The following is a 19,058-nucleotide window of genomic DNA, read 5'->3' as shown; positions in this document are numbered from 1 at the left end:
AGGGAGGCAAAGAGATGTCCGCCATTGGCGAACTCGAGGAGTCGTTTCGCTCGGAAGGCACATGGCCGGTAGGGGTCCTATACTCAAGAAGCGGGATCACGGCGATTGCCGAGACTTCGCAGTTGCAAGGAACGTTACTCGCGATTTCGGAGGTAAACGTCGCAGGTGGCGTACTTGGAAAGCCGATTTCTCCCTTGATCCTGGATCCGGCTTCCGATCCGCAGCGCTATACCCAACTCGCCAGTTCGCTCCTCATGGACCGCGGCGTGACCAACATATTCGGCTGCTCGGCGTCATACAGCCGAAAGGCTGTGGTTCCGGTCGTCGAGCGTCGCGGAGGCTTGCTCTGGTATTCAATCGGCTACGAGGGATTCGAATATTCGTCCAACGTCATCTATACTGGCCCTGCCCCCAACCAGTTGCACCTGCCCCTCGCCGAATATTTGTTCCCGCGCTTCGGACGAAAGCTAATGTGCGTCGGCAGCGACTATCTCTTCCCGCGAGAATCCAACAGGATCATGCGCGACCTCCTTTCCGAAATCGGAGGTAGTATCGTCGGCGAACACTATCTGCCGTTCGGCGCTCAAAGGGATGCCTTTCTGGATGTGGTCAAGGAAGCGCGATCGCTCGGCGCCGATGTCATCTTCTCAACGGTGGTGGGGCCAGGAATCGCGGCACTTTACGATGCTTACTCGGCCGAGAAACTCGATCCGGCCGTTATGCCGATCGCCTCTCTTACGACCAACGAGGCACATCTCCAGGAAATGTGGTTCGAGCCGTCGCCGGGTCACATTGTCTCTGCGCCCTATTTCGAAACGGTGCAATCGGCGCGAAACAGCAGTTTCGTTGCCAGTTATCACCAACGCTTCGGAGCTAAGCGCCCGGCCGATGCCTGTGCGGAGGCTGCCTATTTTACCGTGCTGCTCTTTGCGCGAGCGCTGGAACGCGCGGGAACGCTGGATCCGGAACGGCTTCGCGCGGAGGTGCTCGGCCTCGAGATCTCGGCTCCCCAGGGCGTGGTCATGGTCGATCCGGACAACGGCCATACCTATCTCTGGCCTAGAATCGGGATGACGGAGTCGGGGCGAAAATTCGGGGTCGTGGCGGAGTTTAAGAAGGCGATGAAACCGGACCCGTACCTTGTGAACTATGTGGGCCTTGGCCGCATCGAGGAGATCGACAATGTCCGGTGAGGCGCTGATCCGTGAACTGCGTAAAATTCGAGCATGTGTGGTCCACCCACCGGATTCGGACTGTGATGAACTTGTCCGGCACTTAAAGCGGATCGGATGCCAAGTGGACACCCTGTGGCCGGTACCCGATCGTTGGCCGACTCATGCCGATGTCGTCTTCTGCATTTTCGGCGGCCACTCTTCACTCGATGTGAGCACCCTCAAGAGAGGCCGGGACGGCACCCTCATCGGCATGGTCGAATATGAGAGCCCCACGGTCGTCCGCGAACTGCTTGAAGCGGACGTGCAGGCCGTCATCGGCAAGCCAATCCACCCCTTCGGGATAATGTCGACGTTGACGGTGGCAACTTCGCGTTACCGGTTCGAACGCCGGCAGAACAGTAAGATCGCGAAGCTGGACGAAACCCTGCGGTCGCGCCGCGTCGTAAATAACGCGGTCCGGCTCCTCGCGGCGGAGCGATCGATCAGCGAGGAGCATGCGTATCAATGCATCCGCCGCTGGTCCCTGGAAGGACGCGAATCGATGACCAAGGTCGCGGACCAGGTTCTGGCCTGCGGGTCGGAGTTGAGCGATCCAAATTTTCGAATTAAGCCGAAGGAAGCATTGTGATGGCACCTGCAAGGACCTCAGACTCTATTCTGCGTGTCGCCCTTGACTGGGAGGTCGACCCGATCGATCCGCCCGCGTCGTTTGGTGGTTGGAATACGGGAAGAGTTGTCCAGCAGATGTTCGAGAGTTTATATGAGGACGATCTGGAAGATGAGGTAGCCAGTCCGACACGACTTGTACCCGCGCTCGCTACTTCGGTCGAGATCTCCGACGACGGACTCAAGTATCTGTTTCGCTTGCGGGAAAATGTCCGATTCCACGATGGAACTCCGTTCGATACGGAGGCCGTGCTGTTCAACATAGAACGCATGTGGAACCCCGATGCGCCTCAATATTCTCCTGTGGCGGCCGATTACAACCGGGTTGGTCTCGAAGCGCTCAAATCCGTGGAAGTCACGGGGCCTATTACAATCCTTATCACGCTAAAGGAACCCTTCCCAGAGTTCCTACGCTACATGACCCAGGAGGACGCGCCGGGGGCGCACGTCTTTATCAGTCCAAATGCCCTGAAAAAGTATGGCAATTCAGGCATTGCCGACCATGCGCCGGGCACCGGCCCATTTCGTGTCGACAATCGCTTTTCAACAGCTTTCGGCGGTGGCGTTCGGCTACGGCGAAATGAGGATTACTGGGGTGGTTCGCCCAAGCTCAAAGGTATTGAGTTCAAGCCGTATCCAAGCCTTGAAGATCGGTACAACGCATTGCTCAGTGGCGACGTCGATCTGGCCTATGGCCTAGAGGGGAGCGATCTCGGCGAATTAGAACGGCGCGGATTTGTGGTCATTGAAAGCCAGGTGCCCTATGTCTGGTACTTCATTTTCAACATGAAAGATCCGGTCCTGAGCGACGTTCGAGTGCGTCACGCCATTGCACACGCAGTTGATCGGGAAGGATTGAGCAATAGCATCTTCCGTGGTCACACCACCGTCGCATCCGGCATGCTACCGCCTGCTTCGCCGTCCTTCGACGAAGGGTATAAATTTCCTTATGAATTCAACCCCGAGCGTGCCCTACAACTTTTAAAGGAAGCAGAGGTCCCGCCGGGTTGGCGATTGCGCATCATGACCGCGAGCGCCGGCTCTGGCCAACTCATGCCCACCCGAATTTGCGAGTATCTGGCGAGGAATCTTGAGGCGATCGGATTCGGCGCAGAGATTGTGCGGACAGAAGACTGGGTTTCCTATTGCAACGAATGGCGATCCGGGGTGCCGTACGGCGCAGGCGTTTCGCAGATGAGCTGGGGCATGTCCTGCGATGTCTGGCTGGAGCAAGTTCTGCATTCCCGGAACGGTTCTCCGTTCGGATTCAATGCGGGGTATTATTCCAATCCCGCTGTGGACCGCCTGCTAGACAAGGCTCGACAAACCCAAAGTGACGATCACCGAAGACAGTTGTATCGAGAGGCTAACCTATTGATCATGGACGATCTGCCAGTACTGCCAATGCTGACTTTGCGACGCGGCTCAGTCTGCTATCACCCTCGGGTAAAGGGGTTTCGCAACCCAAGGCAGAACTGGCATTCGTTCAAGAACGTATGGATGGATTCTGGCGTTTGATAGAACCAATCTGACACTCATAACAGCGCGAGCCCTTGTCGAACGCTGTTTGCCACTCCCGGCCCGCCGACACCACGCTCAGAAAGCAGGAGGTGACGGTCGGTCATGATCAACAACACGAATAAAGGAGACTACGGTGAAAAGGATTCCGAATACGGCATTTGCCGTCATGGCCATGCTCGTCGCAAGCTCATCAACAGCCAGCGCCCATGTCGGGGTCGGCGATACCAGCGGCTTCGCGCATGGCTTCTGGCATCCGATTGGTGGCGTCGATCATGTGCTCACCATGGTCATGGTCGGCCTGCTCGCTGCTCAGCTGGGTCGGCGCGCGCTGTGTTTGGTGCCGGCTGCCTTCGTTTCGGTCATGGCCATTGGCGGCGCGGTCGGTTTCGCGGGCATCCCAGCACCTTTCGTTGAGCTTGGCATTGGCCTGTCGATCGTCGCATTCGGAACTGCGGTCGCACTTGGCTTTAGGATCATGATACCAGCAGCGATGGCGCTGGTTGGCTTCTTCGCCTTCTTCCACGGCTACGCCCATGGCGCCGAGATGCCGGAAAATGTCGCTGGCCTTGCCTATGGTGCTGGTTTCGCTATCGCGACGGTGCTGCTGCATGCCTCTGGCCTTGCCCTCGGGCTAGGGATGGCCAGCAAAGCCGGGCCGCGTGGCGAAACCTTGGTCCGTCTCGCAGGAGCCATTGTTGCGGTTGCAGGAGGCGCCCTGGTCACAGGCGTTATCTAGGGCGTTCTGTTTTTAGGTGGAAGGATAGCCGGCGTTGGCGAGATAGGGGAATCCCTTGGCGTGATGAGGTCGAGTAACTCGCCTCGACGGTGCCTCGGGAAGTAGCCCCCATGAGCCTGATGCTCGGTCGGATTGAGGTTTAGCGAATATTTTGTCGGAAGATCAGCTTGGCGCCGGCCTCCGGAATAGGGGGGCAACTTGTCCGCGAACCCTGCGCACCTCACTCCGGTAGTGGCGCAAAGAGGAGATGGAGCCCACTCCCTTCGCCGAGAAAAAAGATAGCACAGATGAGGAGGAGCCAGGATGGCGAACCTACACAACGCGCACACATCGTTTAGTTTCTACCTCTTGCCTGATTTCTCGCTTCAGGCGTTCTCCTGCGCGGTGGAAGTCCTGCGGTTAGCCAACGAATCAATCGGGAAAAACGTCTACAGCTGGCAAGTCGTATCTGAAGACGGGCAACCTGTGATTTCGAGTTGCCGGATGACCGTCGGCGTCGACTCCGCGTTGAGAAATGAACGCGAGAGAACCCAAAAATCAAACTTGACGTCAGCCGCGGTGATTTGCGGCGGCAGCGCCATCCCGCGCCCAAACAGGCAACTCGATGCCTGGCTAAGGGAATGCCGCATGCGCCGCATCCCCCTCGTTTGCATCGGCAGTGGCACCGTCGTTGTCGCGCGGGCTGGATTGGCGGACGGGCGCCGTTGCGCCGTTCACTGGGAGCAGCTTCCGTTATTTTGCGAGCAGTTTCCGGGGATAGAGTCCACCCAGACGGCCTTTGAGCATGATGCCGATCTGCATACCTGCTCGGGTGGGGATGCACCTTTCGACATGTTTCTGCACTTGGTTGAACGTGACCATGGTTCAGTCGTCGTCAACCGCGTGTGCGAAAAAGCCATCGCGTACCGAATGCGCTCGGCCGGGGAGCGACAGCGACTGCCCCTTCACTCCCGTGTCAAGCTCAACCACAAGGCAGTGATGAAGGTCATTGGCCTGATGGAGGCAAGCTTGGATGAGCCTATGCCGGTTGACGATCTTGTCGCGTTAAGCGGGATATCGCGCCGGCAGATCGAAAGGCTTTTCGACAGAGAGTTGGGGCGCTCGCCGAACCGATACTACATGGAACTGCGTCTGGAGCGCGCGCAGCTGCTTCTTGTGAGCACAAACTTGCCGGTCGTGGAAGTCGCGGTGGCTTGCGGTTTTATCTCGCCGTCGCACTTTTCCAAAGTCTATCGCGAAGCCTACGGATGCCCTCCGCATCAGACACGACTGGCGGCCCGTGCAAACGGGCACGCCGATCTGATGGACCCAACGCTGCTCGGATTGGAACGGAGCGAGGCCTCCCACCAGAGTTTATCGATGACGGCCTAGCTGACGAAGGAGCTAAGCGCTGGCCCCCCGCAGCCCACGCCTTCACGTCCCTTCGCACGCAGGCGGTTTATCCAAGGGTCGGGCTCCAGGGCGCGCTCTATTCCGGCCGCGGGATGTCAGGAATTCTATGTGTGCGAGGCCAATGATGATGGAAGATGGAGGGGGTCTTCCTCACTTTGTGTGTAACCATTCGGCCAGGGCTGCGGTGATTATGATTTCGGGCGACGGTTTTCTGCGGTTAGTTTCGGCGAGGGTGGAACCGCAGCCCGTCGTCCATCGACGATATGCCGAGCATTCTGACTGAATCGAATGGATTGGCCGTCGTGAAGCGACGAAATCCATTCGAATATCACGTGGGGGAAGTTGTTTGTCTACAGAGCGATAACGCGGATTGGAACTTCCACTCTTATTTCTCTCTCTTGATTGCTGAAACGGATCGCGAATATGGTTGCCGGAGAGCCGAATGACGTGCGATTGAGAAATGTGCGCGGCCAACGGATTGTTCAGGTCATCGAAGATGGCAAAGTGACTCGTCATTTATTCAACTCTCAAGCCGTTGCCGAGAGCTACGCCGAATTCCAGCGAATTAGACTCGGCCTGCCCGGAAAGCCACCAATTTGGGAGGAGAACCCGTTGGATGAGCGCCCTATGAGGCTTCGTCAGAGACCGGACTTCATCGTCCAGGATGTTCTCGACCTCGCCGAGTTCTCTGATCGTGGTATTGTCACTACCCTAGTTGATACACACGGAGTTCACCTCCGTGTCCACCTCACAGTCGTGACGTCAGAATTGCTTTGCGAGCGAATCGCCGACGCGCTGGAGCGCCGGTACGAAGAATAGCAACCTAAAGAAAGGGCCTTTCTGGGCAGAATTGGTGTTGTCTCGCAATGGGCTCAACGCCGACGCCTCGCGGAAAAGGCCAATCAGAGTGGGCTCGCCAGAACGCCATCAGCACGAGCGACCGGCTCATGACCACCACACGCGATGACCTTGCAAAATCCGAAGCGATCCTGGTGGCGGCAATCGAGGTGAACGTCCCCGAACTGGTTGTCGCCCGCACCGGCCACCGGCGGCGTGGAAAACCGTGGTCAAATGGGCAAACGGAAGGTCAGATCACACGGTTAAAGCTCATCAAACGCCAGATGTACGGGAGAGCAAAGCTCGATCTGGTGCAAGCACGACTGATCGGCGCATCATAGGAGCAGCATGCCAGCAAATATGCGTCAGAGCCAATGCGCCGCGAAAGCCAGCGGTATCTCAGCCCCTTGCCGGGACCCCCCCCTGGTGAATGCCTCAAGTTGGAGGGGCCGGCGCTGCTTTGTCAAGCGCGTACGGTCCGAGGCGACCGGAAGACAATCAACCGATGGAAAACTCGGGGATGTGTCGGGGCCGAGTCACGCGCGGGAGACCAGGGCGGGAATGGCCAATGCCTCTTGGGACTCGTCAAGAATCGAGAAGGTGTATTGGCCGTGCGCGTCGAGATCGACCGAGTAGGTCAGACGGTCGCTTATATGGTTGTCCTGGTCAAAGGTGACGATCCGCGGTTTCAGCGAGGTGATTTCCGTTTCGTTGAGGTAGATAGAGTTGCAGACGATGATCTGGTCGCCAGGCTGGCAGGTGCGGGCGGCCGCGCCGTTCAGGATGCAGCATCGTGAGCCGCGCTCACCGAGCATGACATAGGTCGAAATCCGTGCCCCAGAATTCTTGTTCCATATTTCGACGAATTCCATCGGCAGGATTCCAGCTGCCTCGCAGTGGGCGGGGTCCAGCGTTATCGATCCGTGGTAATTCAGGTTCGCTTCGGTGACGTTGATGCCATGAAGTTTGCCGGCGACTATTTTTCGCATTGGTCCCGTTGTCCTATTCATCTCACAGTGCCAGTCCTGATGTTGAGCGGCTTCGCTTGGGCTAAATTCCGAGGACGAGGGCCCCGCCGCTGAGTCCCGCACCTGCCGCCGCCAGGAGTATTTTCTCGCCCCGCCGAAACGGCTCCGTCTGATTGGCCACCGACAGGGAAAGTGGGATCGTCGCGGCGGAAGAATTGCCGTATTCGGCGATCGTCTTGACGATCGCATGATCGGCAATGCCGAGGTTTTTGCCGACGAGATCGAAAATGCGGGCATTGGCCTGATGCGGTACGAACCGGTGGATGTCTTGCGGCTGCAGTCGGGCCGCCGCAAGTGCGTCCAGTGAGCAAGCGGTCATCATCTCCACGGCCTTGCTGAACACTTCACGGCCATCGGTGATCGTCATTCGGGTTTGTTCGAGATCCAGGCCATTTTGGAACGGGATGTTGCTTCCGCCCGCCGGGATCTGGATCAGCCCGTAGCGCGAGCCGTCTGAATGCACCGAGGCACCGAGAATGCCCCGATCAGCATCCTCGCACGGACCGATCACCAGGGCGCCGGCGGCATCGGCGAAAAGGACCGAGCTTGCGCGCTCGGCCGGATTGATGCGACGGCTGAGGATGTTGGCGGCGATGACCAAAGCTGATTTGCCGTGCAAGCGAGTGAAGCCGTCCGCGAACATCAGCGCATAGATGAAGCCGGCGCAGGCGCCGGTCAGATCGATCGCACCTGCTCGTCCAAGTCCCAGCTTGTGCGCGACGAGGGGTGCGCTGGGCGGCAGAAGGTGGTCGGGCGTCGAGGTGGCAAGCAAGAGGAGACCGATGTCGCTGCGATCAATAGCGGCGTTCGCCAGCGCCATGTCGCCTGCACGCACAGCAAGGCCGGACAGCGTGTCTTCATCTGTCGCCCAGAAGCGCGAACGAATTCCGGTGCGCCGCTCGATCCAGCCTGGCTCGAGCCCGAGACTATCTTCGATCTCCTGATTCTCGACCTTGCGCGCCGGCGCATAATGGCCGAACCCGAGAATGCGCGACGACCTGCTCATGGCCCCGAACCGAACCGTTCACTGGCCTCCTCGATGGCGTCATAGACACCGTCCAGTTCCTCGCTGGTGATGCAATAGGGCGGCAGAAGATAGAGGACATTGCCAAGCGGACGCACGAGCAGGCCGCGCTCGAGGAAAAAAGCCCGCAGTTTTGGCCCGATCTCGGCCAGATAGCCGGCGGAGCCGGTGCGCAGATCGAGAGCCGTGATCGTCCCGGTCGCCCGTCTGTCGGTGAAGCGAGGGTTATGGCGAAAGCGTTGAAGCCCGGCGGCCTGCTTTGCACTCAGGGCCGCGACCCGCTCGGCTACCGGCTCGTCGCGCCAGATCTCGACATTGGCGAGTGCGGCCGCACAGGCAATCGGATTGGCGGTGTAGGAACTCGAGTGGAAGAAGGTCTTCTTGCGGTCGTCGGAAAAATGGGCCCGGAAGATGGTGTCGGTGGCAAGCGTCGCCGCCAGCGGGATGGCGCCTCCGGTCAAGCCCTTCGAGGTGCACAGGATGTCCGGAGAGATGGATGCCTGCTCGCAGGCGAACATGGTTCCGGTGCGGCCCCAACCGGTCATCACCTCGTCGGCGATCAGCAGCGTGCCCGAAGCTTCGGCGATCTTCTTCAGTTCGGTCAGAACCGAGGCCGGATACATCAGCATACCGCCGGCGCCAAGCACCAGCGGCTCGACGATCAGCGCGGCGGCATGCCGGTCGCGGCTGACGGCCTCGAACCGGTCCAGCGTCTCCTGCTCTCGCCCGGCGGCCGGGAAGGGGATGGTATCGACCTCGAACAGCAACGGCTCGTAGGCAGCGTTGAACACACCGCGGGCGCCGACGCTCATCGTGCCGATGGTGTCGCCATGATAGCTGTGCTCCATGACCACGATGCGCGAGCGCGGCGCGCCGATGTTGCGGAAATAGCCGAGCGCCATCTTCAGCGCGACCTCGACCGAAGTCGAGCCGCTGTCGGAGTAGAACACCCAGTCGAGACCGGCGGGAGCGAGGCCGACAAGTGCCTTGGCGAGGCGTTCGGCCGGCTCGTGGGTGAAGCCGGCAAAGATGATCTGGTCAAGGCTCGCCGCGGTCGTTTCGATGGCCTCAATGATGCGGGGATGGCGGTGGCCGTGCGTGACGACCCACCAGGAAGAAATGGCATCCAGGATGCGCGTGCCGTCGGCCTTGTGGAGGTAGGCGCCTTCCGTCCGGACGATTTCGGGGATCGCTGGCTCGAGCGCGTGCTGCGTGAACGGATGCCAGACTTGAGACTGAGGCATCATTCAACTCCAGCGATCGGGGCGAGGTCGAAGCCGGCAACCATCGCCTCTCTTAGCGTTTCGTCCGTCAGCGGATCGAGGTACGGAAGCCTGCCGAGCTGTGGCACGCCGCTGAATTCCACGATCGTCTTTTGCGAATCCGCCACCTCGTCGCCGATGAAGGCGATGCCAATGATTGGAATGGAACGGGCTCTCAGGGCCTCGATCGACAGCAGCGTGTGGTTGATCGTCCCAAGCGCGGTGCGGGCGCACAGAACGACCGGCAGCTGCCACTGCTGGAATATGTCGATGAACCTTGTCTGGCGGTTGAGCGGCACCATCAGTCCGCCGGCACCTTCGATGACGAGCGGACCCGGCAAGGCTGGAAGCGAGAGCTTTGCCGCCTCGATGGCGACGCCGTCGAGTTCGGCTGAACGATGCGGCGAAAGTGGGCTCTTCAGGCGGTAGACTTCCGGCAGCACGCGCCCTGGCGGCAGACCGGCGAGCCGTTCAACGACCTCGCTGTCGGTCTCGCCGTCAAGGCCCGATTGCACCGGCTTCCAATAGAAGCCGTCGAGAAGGCCGGCTAGCCCGGCTGAAAACACCGTCTTGCCGATGCCGGTATCCGTTCCGGTGATGACGATGCGCTTGGTCATGCCGAGGCCAACACCTCGACGAGCGCCTCGACCATGGCCGAAATGTCGGCGTCGTCGACATTGAGCGTCAGCGAAATGCGCAAGCGCGACGTGCCCTCTGGCACCGTCGGCGGACGAATGCCGCGTATGTCCAAACCGCGCGCCTGCAACGCCGCCGCCACCGCCATGGTGCGCCTGTTGTCGCCGATGACAAAGGGCTGGATCTGCGAGCCGCTGGGCTTCACGCCGCAGCGCTCGGCCAATTGGCGGCCCGCGAAGGCAACGCGCTCCTGCAACTGGACACGGCGTCGGGGCTCATCGGACAGCATCGCAATCGCTTCGCGCGCTGCCACTGCCATCAGCGGCGATGGCGCAGTGGAATAGATGAAAGGTCGGCAGCGGTTGACGAGATAGTCGCACAGCAGTCCCGGCCCGGTGACGAGTGCGCCGGACGCGCCGAGCGCTTTGCCGCATGTGTGGAGTGCGACGATGTTGTCGCGGCCCTCGAAAGCGGCGGCGAGGCCGCGGCCGTCTGGTCCCCAGATACCTGTGGCATGCGCCTCGTCGACGATGATGAATGCTTCGTACCGATCAGCAAGGGCGATCAGGGCAGCTATCGGCGCGCAGTCGCCATCCATGCTGTAGAGGCTTTCGACCACGATCCAGACGCGCCCGGTGCCGCCTTCGGCGCGCCAGCGCGTGATTGCATCCTCGAAGGCATCGACGTCATTGTGCGCGGTGAGCACGAACTCGGCGCGGCCAGCACGGGCCCCCTCATGCATGCTGGCATGGGCAAGCTCGTCGAGGACCAAAAGGTCTCCCTTCTGCGGCAGGGAGGTCAGCAGAGCGAAGTTGGCGATATAGCCGCTGCCGAAGAACAGCGCGCGGTCAGCTCCGAAGAACGCAGCAGCGTCCGCCTCCAGTTCCTCATGCTCGGGCGCGTTTCCGCGCAGCAGCCGTGATCCAGTGGCGCCGACCGGCGTGCCCCGCGCGATGGCCGCAGCCACCGCATCGCCAAGCCTCTTCGAGGCGGCAAGCCCGAGATAATCGTTCGACGAGAAGTCGAGACCGGCGCGCGGCGACAGCGTCCTCAGCCGGTCCTTGCGCGCCAGTCCCTGCAAGGTTGCGTCATAGCGGGCAAGAGGTGCCTCGTTCATTGCGCCTCGAGTTCCATCGGCTCGATGCCGAGACGCCGGAACAGCAGCATGTCCTTGTCCTCGCCGGGATTGTCCGCCGTCAGCAGCGTGTCGCCGACGAAGATCGAATTGGCGCCGGCAAAGAAGCACAGCGCCTGCATCTCGTCGGTCATGGCGGTGCGACCGGCGGAAAGACGCACATGCGATTTCGGCATCATGATGCGCGCCAGCGCGATCACGCGCACGAATTCGATCGGCTCGATCGGCTTGGCTTCGGCAAGCGGGGTGCCGGCGATCGGGATCAGCATGTTTATCGGAACGCTTTCGGGATGTTCCGGCAGATTGGCCAGCGTCACCAGCATGTCCATCCGGTCTTCCGGTTCTTCGCCCATGCCGACAATGCCGCCGCAGCAGACCTTGATGCCGCTGTCGCGGACATTGGCCAGCGTATCCAGCCGATCGGCAAACGTGCGCGTCGAGATAACCTCGTTGTAGTAGCGTTCCGAGGTATCGATGTTGTGGTTGTAATAGTCGAGGCCAGCCTTCTTCAGTTGTTGCGCCTGGTCCGGATCGAGCATGCCCAGCGTCATGCAGGTCTCCATGCCCAGCGCCTTCACGCCTTCGACCATCGCCACCACCGCGTCCATGTCGCGCGCCTTGGGATTTCGCCATGCAGCACCCATGCAATAGCGGGTGGCACCGGCGTCACGCGCCTTGGTCGCCTCGGCGATGACGCGCCTGACTTCCATCAGCTTCGAAGCCTTCAGGCCGGTTTCGTGATGCGCCGACTGGCTGCAATAGCCGCAATCCTCCGGGCAGCCGCCCGTCTTGATGCTGAGAAGCCGGCTGAGCTGGACCCTGTTTGGATCGAAATTCTGGCGGTGAACAGTTTGCGCCTGAAACAGCAGGTCATTGAAAGGGGCATCATGCAGTGCCCGAACCTCTTCCAGGGTCCACATCCGGCCGCCGTCTAAGGATTGAGCGTCAGGCAGGGTCTTTTCCGAAGTCGCTGCGTGCATTTCCATTCTGCTCCTTGCGTTGTGGCGATATGGCGCCCACGAACCTGGCCACCAATGGAGAGGCCAGTGCGCTGCCCTTGGTCAGACCGGACGATCAAGTTCACGGTAGTCGAGGCCGATATCGAGGATTGGTGCGCTGTGAGTCAACCAGCCGATGGAAATCATGTCGACACCGGTCGCGGCAATCGCGGGCGCCGTCGCGGCTGTAATCCTGCCGGACGCCTCGGTGATCGCCCGGCCGGCAACCATCGCCACCGCCTGGCGCAATTGCTCGACCGACATGTTGTCGAGCAGGACAGCATCGGGGGCGAGGGGCAGGGCTTCATCCAGCTGAGCCAGCGTGTCGACTTCGACTTCGATCTTGACGAGATGGCCGGCGCTGACGCGCGCCCGCTCGATGGCCGGGCGGATTCCACCGGCGATGGCAATGTGGTTGTCCTTGATCAGGATCGCGTCGTCGAGGCCGAAGCGGTGATTGCAGCCGCCACCGGCGCGCACTGCGTATTTCTCGACGGCCCGCAAGCCAGGCGTCGTCTTGCGCGTGCACACGATTTTGGCGTTGTGGCCGTGGATCGCCGCGACGACCGATGCCGTGGCCGTGGCTATGCCGCTCAGGTGACAGAGAAAATTGAGCGCCGTGCGTTCCGCCGTGAGGATGGATCGCGCCGGACCGCTGACCGAGGCAATGACCTCGCCTTGCGCCACTTCGCTGCCATCCGCGCGGTGCACTGTCATCTCGACATCCTGGTCGATGAGCCGGAACGCCAGCATTGCCAGGTCGAGCCCGGCGACAGTGCCGGCCTGGCGCGCTGAAAGCACGGTCGTCGCATGACGGTCTTTCGGCACGATGGCATCAGTGGTCAGGTCGCCGGCCCTGCCGAGGTCTTCGAGAAGAACTGCCCGTACCAACGGCTCGAGCATGATTGCGGGAGGTGGCGAGAGGTTCGTCATGGGACGCTTTCCAGCGCTGGCGTGTGTGCAAGTTCCCGCGCTGCTGCCAAGGCCGCATCAAGGGTGATTTCGGAGCGTCGAGCGACGGTCGCATGGTGTGGAAAATCCGTACGAAAATGAGCACCACGGCTTTCCCGGCGCCGCAAGGCGGCAATCGTGATCATCAGTCCGACAAGAGCGGGATCAGACGCCGCGCCATGCCTTTGTGCCAGCGGCAGCAACGCACGTGCAGCCTCTTGCAGCCCTTCGCCATCCCGGGTGACGCCGAGGGCACGTGACAGGAGAGGGCGGACGGGTCGTGGATCGGACGCGGGCTGGTCGGTCGCCGCCGCAGTCTTTCCGAAGCTTTCAGTTGCGCCGGCCACGCTCTCGGCCACCCAGCGCGCGCAGACGACGGCCTCAGTCAGCGAGTTGCTGGCCAGCCGGTTGGCGCCGTGCAGTCCCGTCGAGGCGACTTCTCCGCAAGCCCAGAGTCCTGGAACCGAAGTGCGACCGGTAGGGTCCACGGCGACACCACCCATGTGATAGTGCTGGGCCGGCCGGATGGGAATGAGGTCACGCGTTGGATCAATGCCGGCGTTGCGACAGGCCGCCGTAATCGTCGAAAAATGCTGCGCAAATGTCGCGCCCGGCTTTTCGCGCACGTCGAGGAAGACGCGGTGGCCCTGCGCAAGATGTCTCCAGATGGCACGGGCGACGATGTCGCGCGGCGCGAGCTCCGCACCCGGCACGCCGTCGAGAAAACGCCACCCCGTCTCGTCGACGATTTTTGCGCCTTCGCCGCGAACCGCCTCGCTGATCAACGGCATCGGACGGCCCGGTCCGTCAAGCGCGGTCGGGTGGAACTGGATGAACTCGAGGTCGGCCAGGGTTGCGCCGGCGCGCGCCGCAAGTGCCAGGCCCCGTCCGCAACTGCCCAGCGGATTTGTCGTATCGTTGAACAACCCGCCGATTCCGCCAGTGGCGAGAACGACCCGTGCCGTGGCGAAAAACACCGGACCTGTCGAAGAACGCGCCAGCACGCCGGTCATCCTGCCATCCTCCACTGCCAGCCGGCGCGCTTCATGGCCTTCGAAGACTGCTATTGTCGGAGTGGACCGCACAGCGGCGACAAGCGCGCGCATGACCTCCCGTCCGCTGCCGTCACCTCCGGCATGAACGATGCGCCGGCGGCTGTGGGCGGCTTCCAGTCCGAGACGAAGATCGCCTTCGGCTGTCCGATCGAAGCGAACCCCAAGCCGCGCCAGATCCTCGATCGCGACGGGCGCCGCGTAGAGGATGCGCCTTGCGGCTTCCGCATCGCAAAGCCCGTCACCGGCGGCCAGCGTGTCGGAAACATGCAGGGCCGGATCATCATCGTCGCCCAGGCTGGCGGCAAGCCCGCCTTGCGCCCACGCGCTGGAAGCCTCAGCGCCAAGCGGCGACCGCGACAGGAGAAGCACCGGCTCGGGCGCCAGATGCAGCGCCGTCACCAGCCCGGCTATGCCGCCGCCGATGATGACCGGCCGGCCGCCGAGATCGCGCACGTCGATGCTCATACGGCCAGCATCCGCTCGACGGCCAGCCGCGCTGGCCCGGCGGTATCGGCATCGATGGTCACCACATGCTGGTTCTGCTCGAGCGCCGAGCGGATGTTGGCGAGCGTTATCCGCTTCATGTGCGGGCAGAGATTGCAGGGGCGAATGAACTCGACTTCGGGATGCTCGACCGCGACATTGTCGCTCATCGAGCACTCGGTCATCAGCACAACGCGTGGCGGTTTTTGTCGCCCGACATAATTGGACATGGCCGCGGTCGAGCCGGAGAAATCGGCCTCGGCCACCACTTCGGGCGGACATTCGGGATGCGCCAGGACTGTCACACCGGGATGATCCTCGCGCAACTGGCGGATGTCGGCGGGCGTGAAGCGCTCATGCACCTCGCAATGGCCTTTCCAGGCGATGATCTCTACGTCCGTCTGGGCGGCGATGTTCTGCGCCAGATATTCGTCCGGCAGCATGATCACGCGAGGAACCCCAAAGGATTCGACGATCGCCTTGGCGTTGCCCGAGGTGCAGCATATGTCGGAGACGGCCTTCACCTGCGCCGACGTGTTGACATAGGTGACGACCGGCACGCCGGGGTAGCGCCGCCGCAGCAGGCGGATGTCGTCGGCGGTGACCGAGTCCGCCAGCGAACACCCAGCTCGCAAGTCGGGTATGAGCACGGTCTTTAGCGGATTGAGCAGCTTTGCCGTCTCTGCCATGAAGTGCACGCCGGCCAGCACGATGACGTCCGCTTCGGTGGACATCGCCTTGCGGGCAAGCGCCAGGCTGTCGCCGACGATGTCGGCGACACAGTGGAAGATTTCCGGCGTCTGATAATTATGCGCCAGGATCACGGCGTTTCGCTGCTGCTTCAGTTCGAGGATAGCGTCGACATCGTCGGCGAAGGCCGGCCACTCGATGGCCGGAATGACGCGTCGCACACGATCGTAGAGTGCGGAGCTTCGAGACGGTTCGTGCGCCATAGTCATAGGAGATATGCTCCAAATGAGTATATATATCACATATACTTATATGGAGTATAAAGAGAGTCAAGCACGCGAAACTGGTAATTTCGTCCCGGCAACCGCTCGCTCGGCGAGAACGTCATGGCGGAAGCGAAAGAGTTTGGCGGGGCGCCCGCGCATGTCGGCGGTCATCGCTCCCGTCTCTTCGACCAACTCTTGCTGCTCGACGAGCCGACGGAAATTTGGCTTGTGCACGAGCCGGCCGGCCAGCGCCTCGACGCTGCGCTGCAGCTGAAGCAACGTGAACGTTGGTGGCATCAGTTCGAAGACGACGGGACGATATTTGATCTTGGCGCGCAGCCTAGCGATGCCGGTGGCCAGGATGCGGCGGTGATCTGCCGCCATTGCCGGGCCGAAAACTGACGGCGTCGGGTTTTTGACCCGGCCGCGATGCGCCTCCTCGACAAGCGCCGCCTCATAAAGCAGTTCGTAGCGTTGCAGCACCAGCTCTTCGTTCCAACTGTGGCCATCGAGACCGAAGGCGACCGCTGTTCGCTGCTGGCGCTCACTGCGTATCAAGGTGTTGTCGGCGGCTTTCGCCCAAGTATTCAACTGCGGGACGATTATCTCCGGCAATGCAGGCGGAGTGCCGTCGCGATGATCTTCCCAGGGAAAATAGTCGTACCAGTTGCGCCAAGTCGCTTTATCGGCGCTCTCTGCTTGTCCCTCGCGAGCCAAGGCAAGGTAGCTGATCGAAATCACCCGGTGAGCGTCATCGCCAGCCCGGTCGCGATCAGCGAACGTGTAGAGCTGTTCGATGTAGCCTAGGGGATGCCGCGTCTGTTGTTCCACCCAGTCCCGGAGACCGGATTGCAGTGAACGGTGTCCAAGCTCGAATGGACCGGAGGGCAGGGCGTTGCCGCTGTCGATGGTCATGACGCGGGGCTGACCATTGGTCGCTGCGACTAGCACCGCAATCAGTTCCGCAGCGATGGAATGACGACGCAGTTCGGCTTTTGCGGGCGGTTTCAAAATGTCTCCCGTTCCATTCACACCTCGCGATGCCGTCCTGCCATCAAACACCTGCAGTCAGGACTTCACTACGCAGACGACAAGTCTTTTCACGTCTCGACATGACGAGCCGCCACGACGATGCCTTTGCTATTGCGCAAGCCCTCTTCGGACATTGTTTATTCGTTCCCGATTTTTGAATCGAGAATAATGATGCCGGCGACCAGAATATTGTGGGGGCAGATCCTCGTCGTTTTCACAATCGTGCTTGCGACCACATGGATTGCGACACAGTGGACGGCTTGGCAACTCGGCTTTCAGGCGCAGCTCGGATCGCCTTGGTTCAAGCCTTTCGGCCAACCTATATATCCGCCGCCGGCATTCTTCTGGTGGTGGTTCTCCTATGACGCTTATGCGCCCCAGGTTTTCATCGAGGGCGCCATGATAGCGGCCAGTGGCGGCTTCATCGCGGCTGCCGTCGCTGTCGGGATGTCCGTCTGGCGGGCAAGGGAGGCCAAGTATGCCGCAACCTATGGATCGGCACGCTGGGCGGCGCGGAAGGAAATCGAGACTGAAGGCCTGCTCAATCCGGATGGCGTGGTTCTAGGCAAGCTCGACCGGGACTATCTTCGCCATGACGGTCCAGAGCATGTTTTGTGCTTCGCCCCCACGAGGAGCGGCAAGGGCGTGGGCCTTGTCGTGCCGTCGCTGCTGACCTGGCCCGGAAGCGCGATAGTTCACGACATCAAAGGAGAAAACTGGGAGCTGACTGCGGGCTGGCGAGCGCGATTCGGCCGCGTGCTTCTGTTCGATCCGACCAATGCTCGGTCGGCCGCCTACAATCCGCTTCTGGAAGTGCGTCGAGGTGAATGGGAAGTGCGCGATGTCCAGAACGTCGCCGACGTGCTGGTTGATCCCGAGGGGTCGCTTGAGCGAAGGAACCACTGGGAGAAGACCAGCCATGCTCTCTTGGTCGGTGCCATTCTGCACGTGCTCTATGCAGAGAAGGACAAGACGCTAGCCGGCGTTGCCAATTTCCTGTCCGATCCGCAGCGGCCGATAGAAACAACGTTGCGCACCATGATGCTGTCGAAGCACCTGGGCGACGCCGGTCCCCACCCCGTCGTGGCATCGGCCGCGCGAGAACTGCTCAACAAAAGCGAAAACGAGCGATCAGGTGTTTTGTCGACAGCAATGAGTTTTCTGGGCCTCTACCGCGACCCTGTTGTGGCCAAGGTGACATCGCATTGCGAATGGCGCATCGCCGATCTGGTTGAGAATGCACGCCCGACCACACTCTATCTTGTCGTGCCGCCATCGGACATCAGCCGCACAAAGCCGCTGATCCGACTGGTGCTGAACCAGATCGGCCGCAGGCTTACGGAAGATCTTCATGCGAAGGGGCGTCTACAGCGCCTACTGATGATGCTCGATGAGTTCCCGGCACTCGGCCGGCTTGATTTCTTCGAGTCTGCGCTCGCCTTCATGGCGGGCTATGGCATCAAGAGCTTTCTCATTGCCCAGTCGCTCAATCAGATCGAAAAAGCCTATGGGCCGAACAACTCCATTCTCGACAACTGTCATGTGCGCGTGAGTTTCGCGACCAACGACGAGCGAACGGCGAAGCGCGTGTCGGATTCTCTCGGCACCGCGACCGAAATGCGGGCGATGAAGAACTACGCCGGACATCGTCTCTCACCCTGGCTCGGGCATCTGATGGTCTCGCGACAGGAAACGGCCCGCGCTCTGATGACGCCAGGCGAGATCATGCAACTCCCGCCAACCGATGCCATCGTTATGGTTTCGGGCCTATTCCCAATCCGTGCCAAGAAGGCGCGCTACTTCGCCGACCCACGCCTTGCCGAACGTGTCCTCCCGCCACCAAAGCCTGGCAGCACCGAGGAAGCATCTCGCCCCGATGATTGGAACGAGTTGTCGGCTGTCGCTGCGTCCGATGCGTTGATTGCACCAAAGCCCGCCGCGGATTCGCAGCAAGACAGCGACCCCGACAACGGAGGCATCCGCCGCCAGCCCGAACTGCCCGAGCATGAGGACATTGCCCCGGAGCGAATTCCTACGCGCGACGACGAGTTCGACTTGGACCGAGACGAGTCCGACGATGATGCCGTCCGTCGCCGTTCCGTCGATCAGGCGATGCGGCGAACTGCGCGACAGGCCGCACTCGATCCCAATGATGGCATCGAGCTTTGAGT

At 61.1% G+C, this 19,058-nt stretch carries 18 protein-coding genes; 8 read left to right on the top strand and 10 right to left on the bottom strand.

Features of this window, described 5'->3' with window-relative positions:
- The first annotated feature begins 14 nt into the window (after positions 1–14).
- From FJV77_RS08420 to FJV77_RS32860, 7 genes are all read left to right on the top strand, one after another.
- Positions 15–1,193 carry a transporter substrate-binding domain-containing protein gene (locus FJV77_RS08420; RefSeq protein WP_142866340.1) on the top strand — a complete coding sequence of 393 codons (1,179 nt, stop codon included), beginning with the start codon at positions 15–17 and terminating at the stop codon, positions 1,191–1,193.
- A complete protein-coding gene (locus tag FJV77_RS08415; protein ID WP_185970238.1) occupies positions 1,183–1,803 on the top strand; it encodes an ANTAR domain-containing protein in 621 nt (206 codons plus the stop codon). The genes FJV77_RS08420 and FJV77_RS08415 overlap by 11 nt, the downstream gene beginning before the upstream one ends.
- A complete protein-coding gene (locus FJV77_RS08410) occupies positions 1,803–3,359 on the top strand; it encodes an ABC transporter substrate-binding protein (RefSeq protein ID WP_142866338.1) in 1,557 nt (518 codons plus the stop codon). The genes FJV77_RS08415 and FJV77_RS08410 overlap by 1 nt, the downstream gene beginning before the upstream one ends.
- 169 nt (positions 3,360–3,528) lie before the next feature.
- On the top strand, positions 3,529–4,098 hold the full coding sequence (locus tag FJV77_RS08405; RefSeq protein ID WP_142866374.1) for a HupE/UreJ family protein: 570 nt from the start codon (positions 3,529–3,531) through the stop codon (positions 4,096–4,098).
- Between the two features lie 303 nt (positions 4,099–4,401).
- Positions 4,402–5,469, top strand: a complete 1,068-nt coding sequence (locus FJV77_RS08400; RefSeq protein WP_142866337.1) for a GlxA family transcriptional regulator — start codon at positions 4,402–4,404, stop codon at positions 5,467–5,469.
- Between the two features lie 444 nt (positions 5,470–5,913).
- The gene (locus FJV77_RS32285) at positions 5,914–6,309 is read left to right on the top strand and encodes a hypothetical protein (RefSeq protein ID WP_185970237.1); all 396 of its coding nucleotides are present in this window, start codon (positions 5,914–5,916) and stop codon (positions 6,307–6,309) included.
- 128 nt (positions 6,310–6,437) lie between these two features.
- A complete protein-coding gene (locus FJV77_RS32860) occupies positions 6,438–6,668 on the top strand; it encodes a hypothetical protein (protein ID WP_246691190.1) in 231 nt (76 codons plus the stop codon).
- A gap of 195 nt (positions 6,669–6,863) precedes the next feature.
- On the opposite strand, the gene panD is transcribed toward FJV77_RS32860, so the two are convergent.
- From panD to FJV77_RS08340, 10 genes are all read right to left on the bottom strand, one after another.
- Positions 6,864–7,316, bottom strand: a complete 453-nt coding sequence (panD, locus tag FJV77_RS08385; RefSeq protein ID WP_142866336.1) for an aspartate 1-decarboxylase — start codon at positions 7,314–7,316, stop codon at positions 6,864–6,866.
- Positions 7,317–7,377: 61 nt separating this feature from the next.
- Entirely contained in the window at positions 7,378–8,361 is a 984-nt protein-coding gene (locus FJV77_RS08380) for a beta-ketoacyl-ACP synthase III (protein ID WP_142866335.1), read from the bottom strand.
- Positions 8,358–9,623, bottom strand: coding sequence for an adenosylmethionine--8-amino-7-oxononanoate transaminase (locus FJV77_RS08375; RefSeq protein WP_142866334.1), 1,266 nt, complete (start codon positions 9,621–9,623; stop codon positions 8,358–8,360). The genes FJV77_RS08380 and FJV77_RS08375 overlap by 4 nt, the downstream gene beginning before the upstream one ends.
- Entirely contained in the window at positions 9,623–10,258 is a 636-nt protein-coding gene (bioD, locus tag FJV77_RS08370) for a dethiobiotin synthase (protein ID WP_142866333.1), read from the bottom strand. Before bioD ends, FJV77_RS08375 begins: the two co-directional genes overlap by 1 nt.
- Positions 10,255–11,394: an 8-amino-7-oxononanoate synthase gene (locus FJV77_RS08365; protein WP_142866332.1), complete on the bottom strand. Its 1,140-nt coding sequence runs from the start codon at positions 11,392–11,394 to the stop codon at positions 10,255–10,257. Before FJV77_RS08365 ends, bioD begins: the two co-directional genes overlap by 4 nt.
- On the bottom strand, positions 11,391–12,398 hold the full coding sequence (gene bioB, locus FJV77_RS08360) for a biotin synthase BioB (RefSeq protein WP_185970236.1): 1,008 nt from the start codon (positions 12,396–12,398) through the stop codon (positions 11,391–11,393). The genes FJV77_RS08365 and bioB overlap by 4 nt, the downstream gene beginning before the upstream one ends.
- 75 nt (positions 12,399–12,473) lie before the next feature.
- On the bottom strand, positions 12,474–13,343 hold the full coding sequence (gene nadC / locus FJV77_RS08355; protein WP_142866330.1) for a carboxylating nicotinate-nucleotide diphosphorylase: 870 nt from the start codon (positions 13,341–13,343) through the stop codon (positions 12,474–12,476).
- Positions 13,340–14,881 carry an L-aspartate oxidase gene (locus FJV77_RS08350; protein WP_142866329.1) on the bottom strand — a complete coding sequence of 514 codons (1,542 nt, stop codon included), beginning with the start codon at positions 14,879–14,881 and terminating at the stop codon, positions 13,340–13,342. Before FJV77_RS08350 ends, nadC begins: the two co-directional genes overlap by 4 nt.
- Positions 14,878–15,852: a quinolinate synthase NadA gene (nadA, locus tag FJV77_RS08345; protein WP_142866373.1), complete on the bottom strand. Its 975-nt coding sequence runs from the start codon at positions 15,850–15,852 to the stop codon at positions 14,878–14,880. Before nadA ends, FJV77_RS08350 begins: the two co-directional genes overlap by 4 nt.
- A 66-nt stretch (positions 15,853–15,918) precedes the next feature.
- Positions 15,919–16,770: a hypothetical protein gene (locus tag FJV77_RS08340; RefSeq protein WP_246691189.1), complete on the bottom strand. Its 852-nt coding sequence runs from the start codon at positions 16,768–16,770 to the stop codon at positions 15,919–15,921.
- Positions 16,771–17,058: 288 nt separating this feature from the next.
- On the opposite strand from FJV77_RS08340, the gene FJV77_RS08335 reads away from it, so the two are divergent.
- On the top strand, positions 17,059–19,056 hold the full coding sequence (locus FJV77_RS08335; RefSeq protein WP_142866371.1) for a conjugal transfer protein TraG: 1,998 nt from the start codon (positions 17,059–17,061) through the stop codon (positions 19,054–19,056).
- The last annotated feature ends 2 nt before the right edge of the window (positions 19,057–19,058 follow it).

Origin of the sequence: Mesorhizobium sp. WSM4306, assembly GCF_007003975.1 — a bacterium.
GTDB lineage: Bacteria > Pseudomonadota > Alphaproteobacteria > Rhizobiales > Rhizobiaceae > Mesorhizobium.
Note: the sequence above shows the minus strand (reverse complement) of the source record. Positions and strands in the feature narration are given on the sequence as shown.

Excerpts from the sequence above, each read along its gene's own strand:
- FJV77_RS08375 (WP_142866334.1), bottom strand. The coding sequence starts at position 9,623 with ATGCCTCAGTCTCAAGTCTGGCATCCGTTCACGCAGCACGCGCTCGAG.
- FJV77_RS08400 (WP_142866337.1), top strand. The coding sequence starts at position 4,402 with ATGGCGAACCTACACAACGCGCACACATCGTTTAGTTTCTACCTCTTG.
- FJV77_RS32285 (WP_185970237.1), top strand. The coding sequence starts at position 5,914 with ATGGTTGCCGGAGAGCCGAATGACGTGCGATTGAGAAATGTGCGCGGC.
- FJV77_RS08415 (WP_185970238.1), top strand. The coding sequence starts at position 1,183 with ATGTCCGGTGAGGCGCTGATCCGTGAACTGCGTAAAATTCGAGCATGT.
- nadA (WP_142866373.1), bottom strand. The coding sequence starts at position 15,852 with ATGGCGCACGAACCGTCTCGAAGCTCCGCACTCTACGATCGTGTGCGA.
- FJV77_RS32860 (WP_246691190.1), top strand. The coding sequence starts at position 6,438 with ATGACCACCACACGCGATGACCTTGCAAAATCCGAAGCGATCCTGGTG.
- bioD (WP_142866333.1), bottom strand. The coding sequence starts at position 10,258 with ATGACCAAGCGCATCGTCATCACCGGAACGGATACCGGCATCGGCAAG.
- FJV77_RS08340 (WP_246691189.1), bottom strand. The coding sequence starts at position 16,770 with ATGACCATCGACAGCGGCAACGCCCTGCCCTCCGGTCCATTCGAGCTT.
- FJV77_RS08410 (WP_142866338.1), top strand. The coding sequence starts at position 1,803 with ATGGCACCTGCAAGGACCTCAGACTCTATTCTGCGTGTCGCCCTTGAC.
- FJV77_RS08335 (WP_142866371.1), top strand. The coding sequence starts at position 17,059 with ATGCCGGCGACCAGAATATTGTGGGGGCAGATCCTCGTCGTTTTCACA.
- FJV77_RS08420 (WP_142866340.1), top strand. The coding sequence starts at position 15 with ATGTCCGCCATTGGCGAACTCGAGGAGTCGTTTCGCTCGGAAGGCACA.
- panD (WP_142866336.1), bottom strand. The coding sequence starts at position 7,316 with ATGCGAAAAATAGTCGCCGGCAAACTTCATGGCATCAACGTCACCGAA.
- FJV77_RS08365 (WP_142866332.1), bottom strand. The coding sequence starts at position 11,394 with ATGAACGAGGCACCTCTTGCCCGCTATGACGCAACCTTGCAGGGACTG.
- bioB (WP_185970236.1), bottom strand. The coding sequence starts at position 12,398 with ATGGAAATGCACGCAGCGACTTCGGAAAAGACCCTGCCTGACGCTCAA.
- FJV77_RS08350 (WP_142866329.1), bottom strand. The coding sequence starts at position 14,881 with ATGAGCATCGACGTGCGCGATCTCGGCGGCCGGCCGGTCATCATCGGC.
- FJV77_RS08380 (WP_142866335.1), bottom strand. The coding sequence starts at position 8,361 with ATGAGCAGGTCGTCGCGCATTCTCGGGTTCGGCCATTATGCGCCGGCG.
- FJV77_RS08405 (WP_142866374.1), top strand. The coding sequence starts at position 3,529 with ATGGCCATGCTCGTCGCAAGCTCATCAACAGCCAGCGCCCATGTCGGG.
- nadC (WP_142866330.1), bottom strand. The coding sequence starts at position 13,343 with ATGACGAACCTCTCGCCACCTCCCGCAATCATGCTCGAGCCGTTGGTA.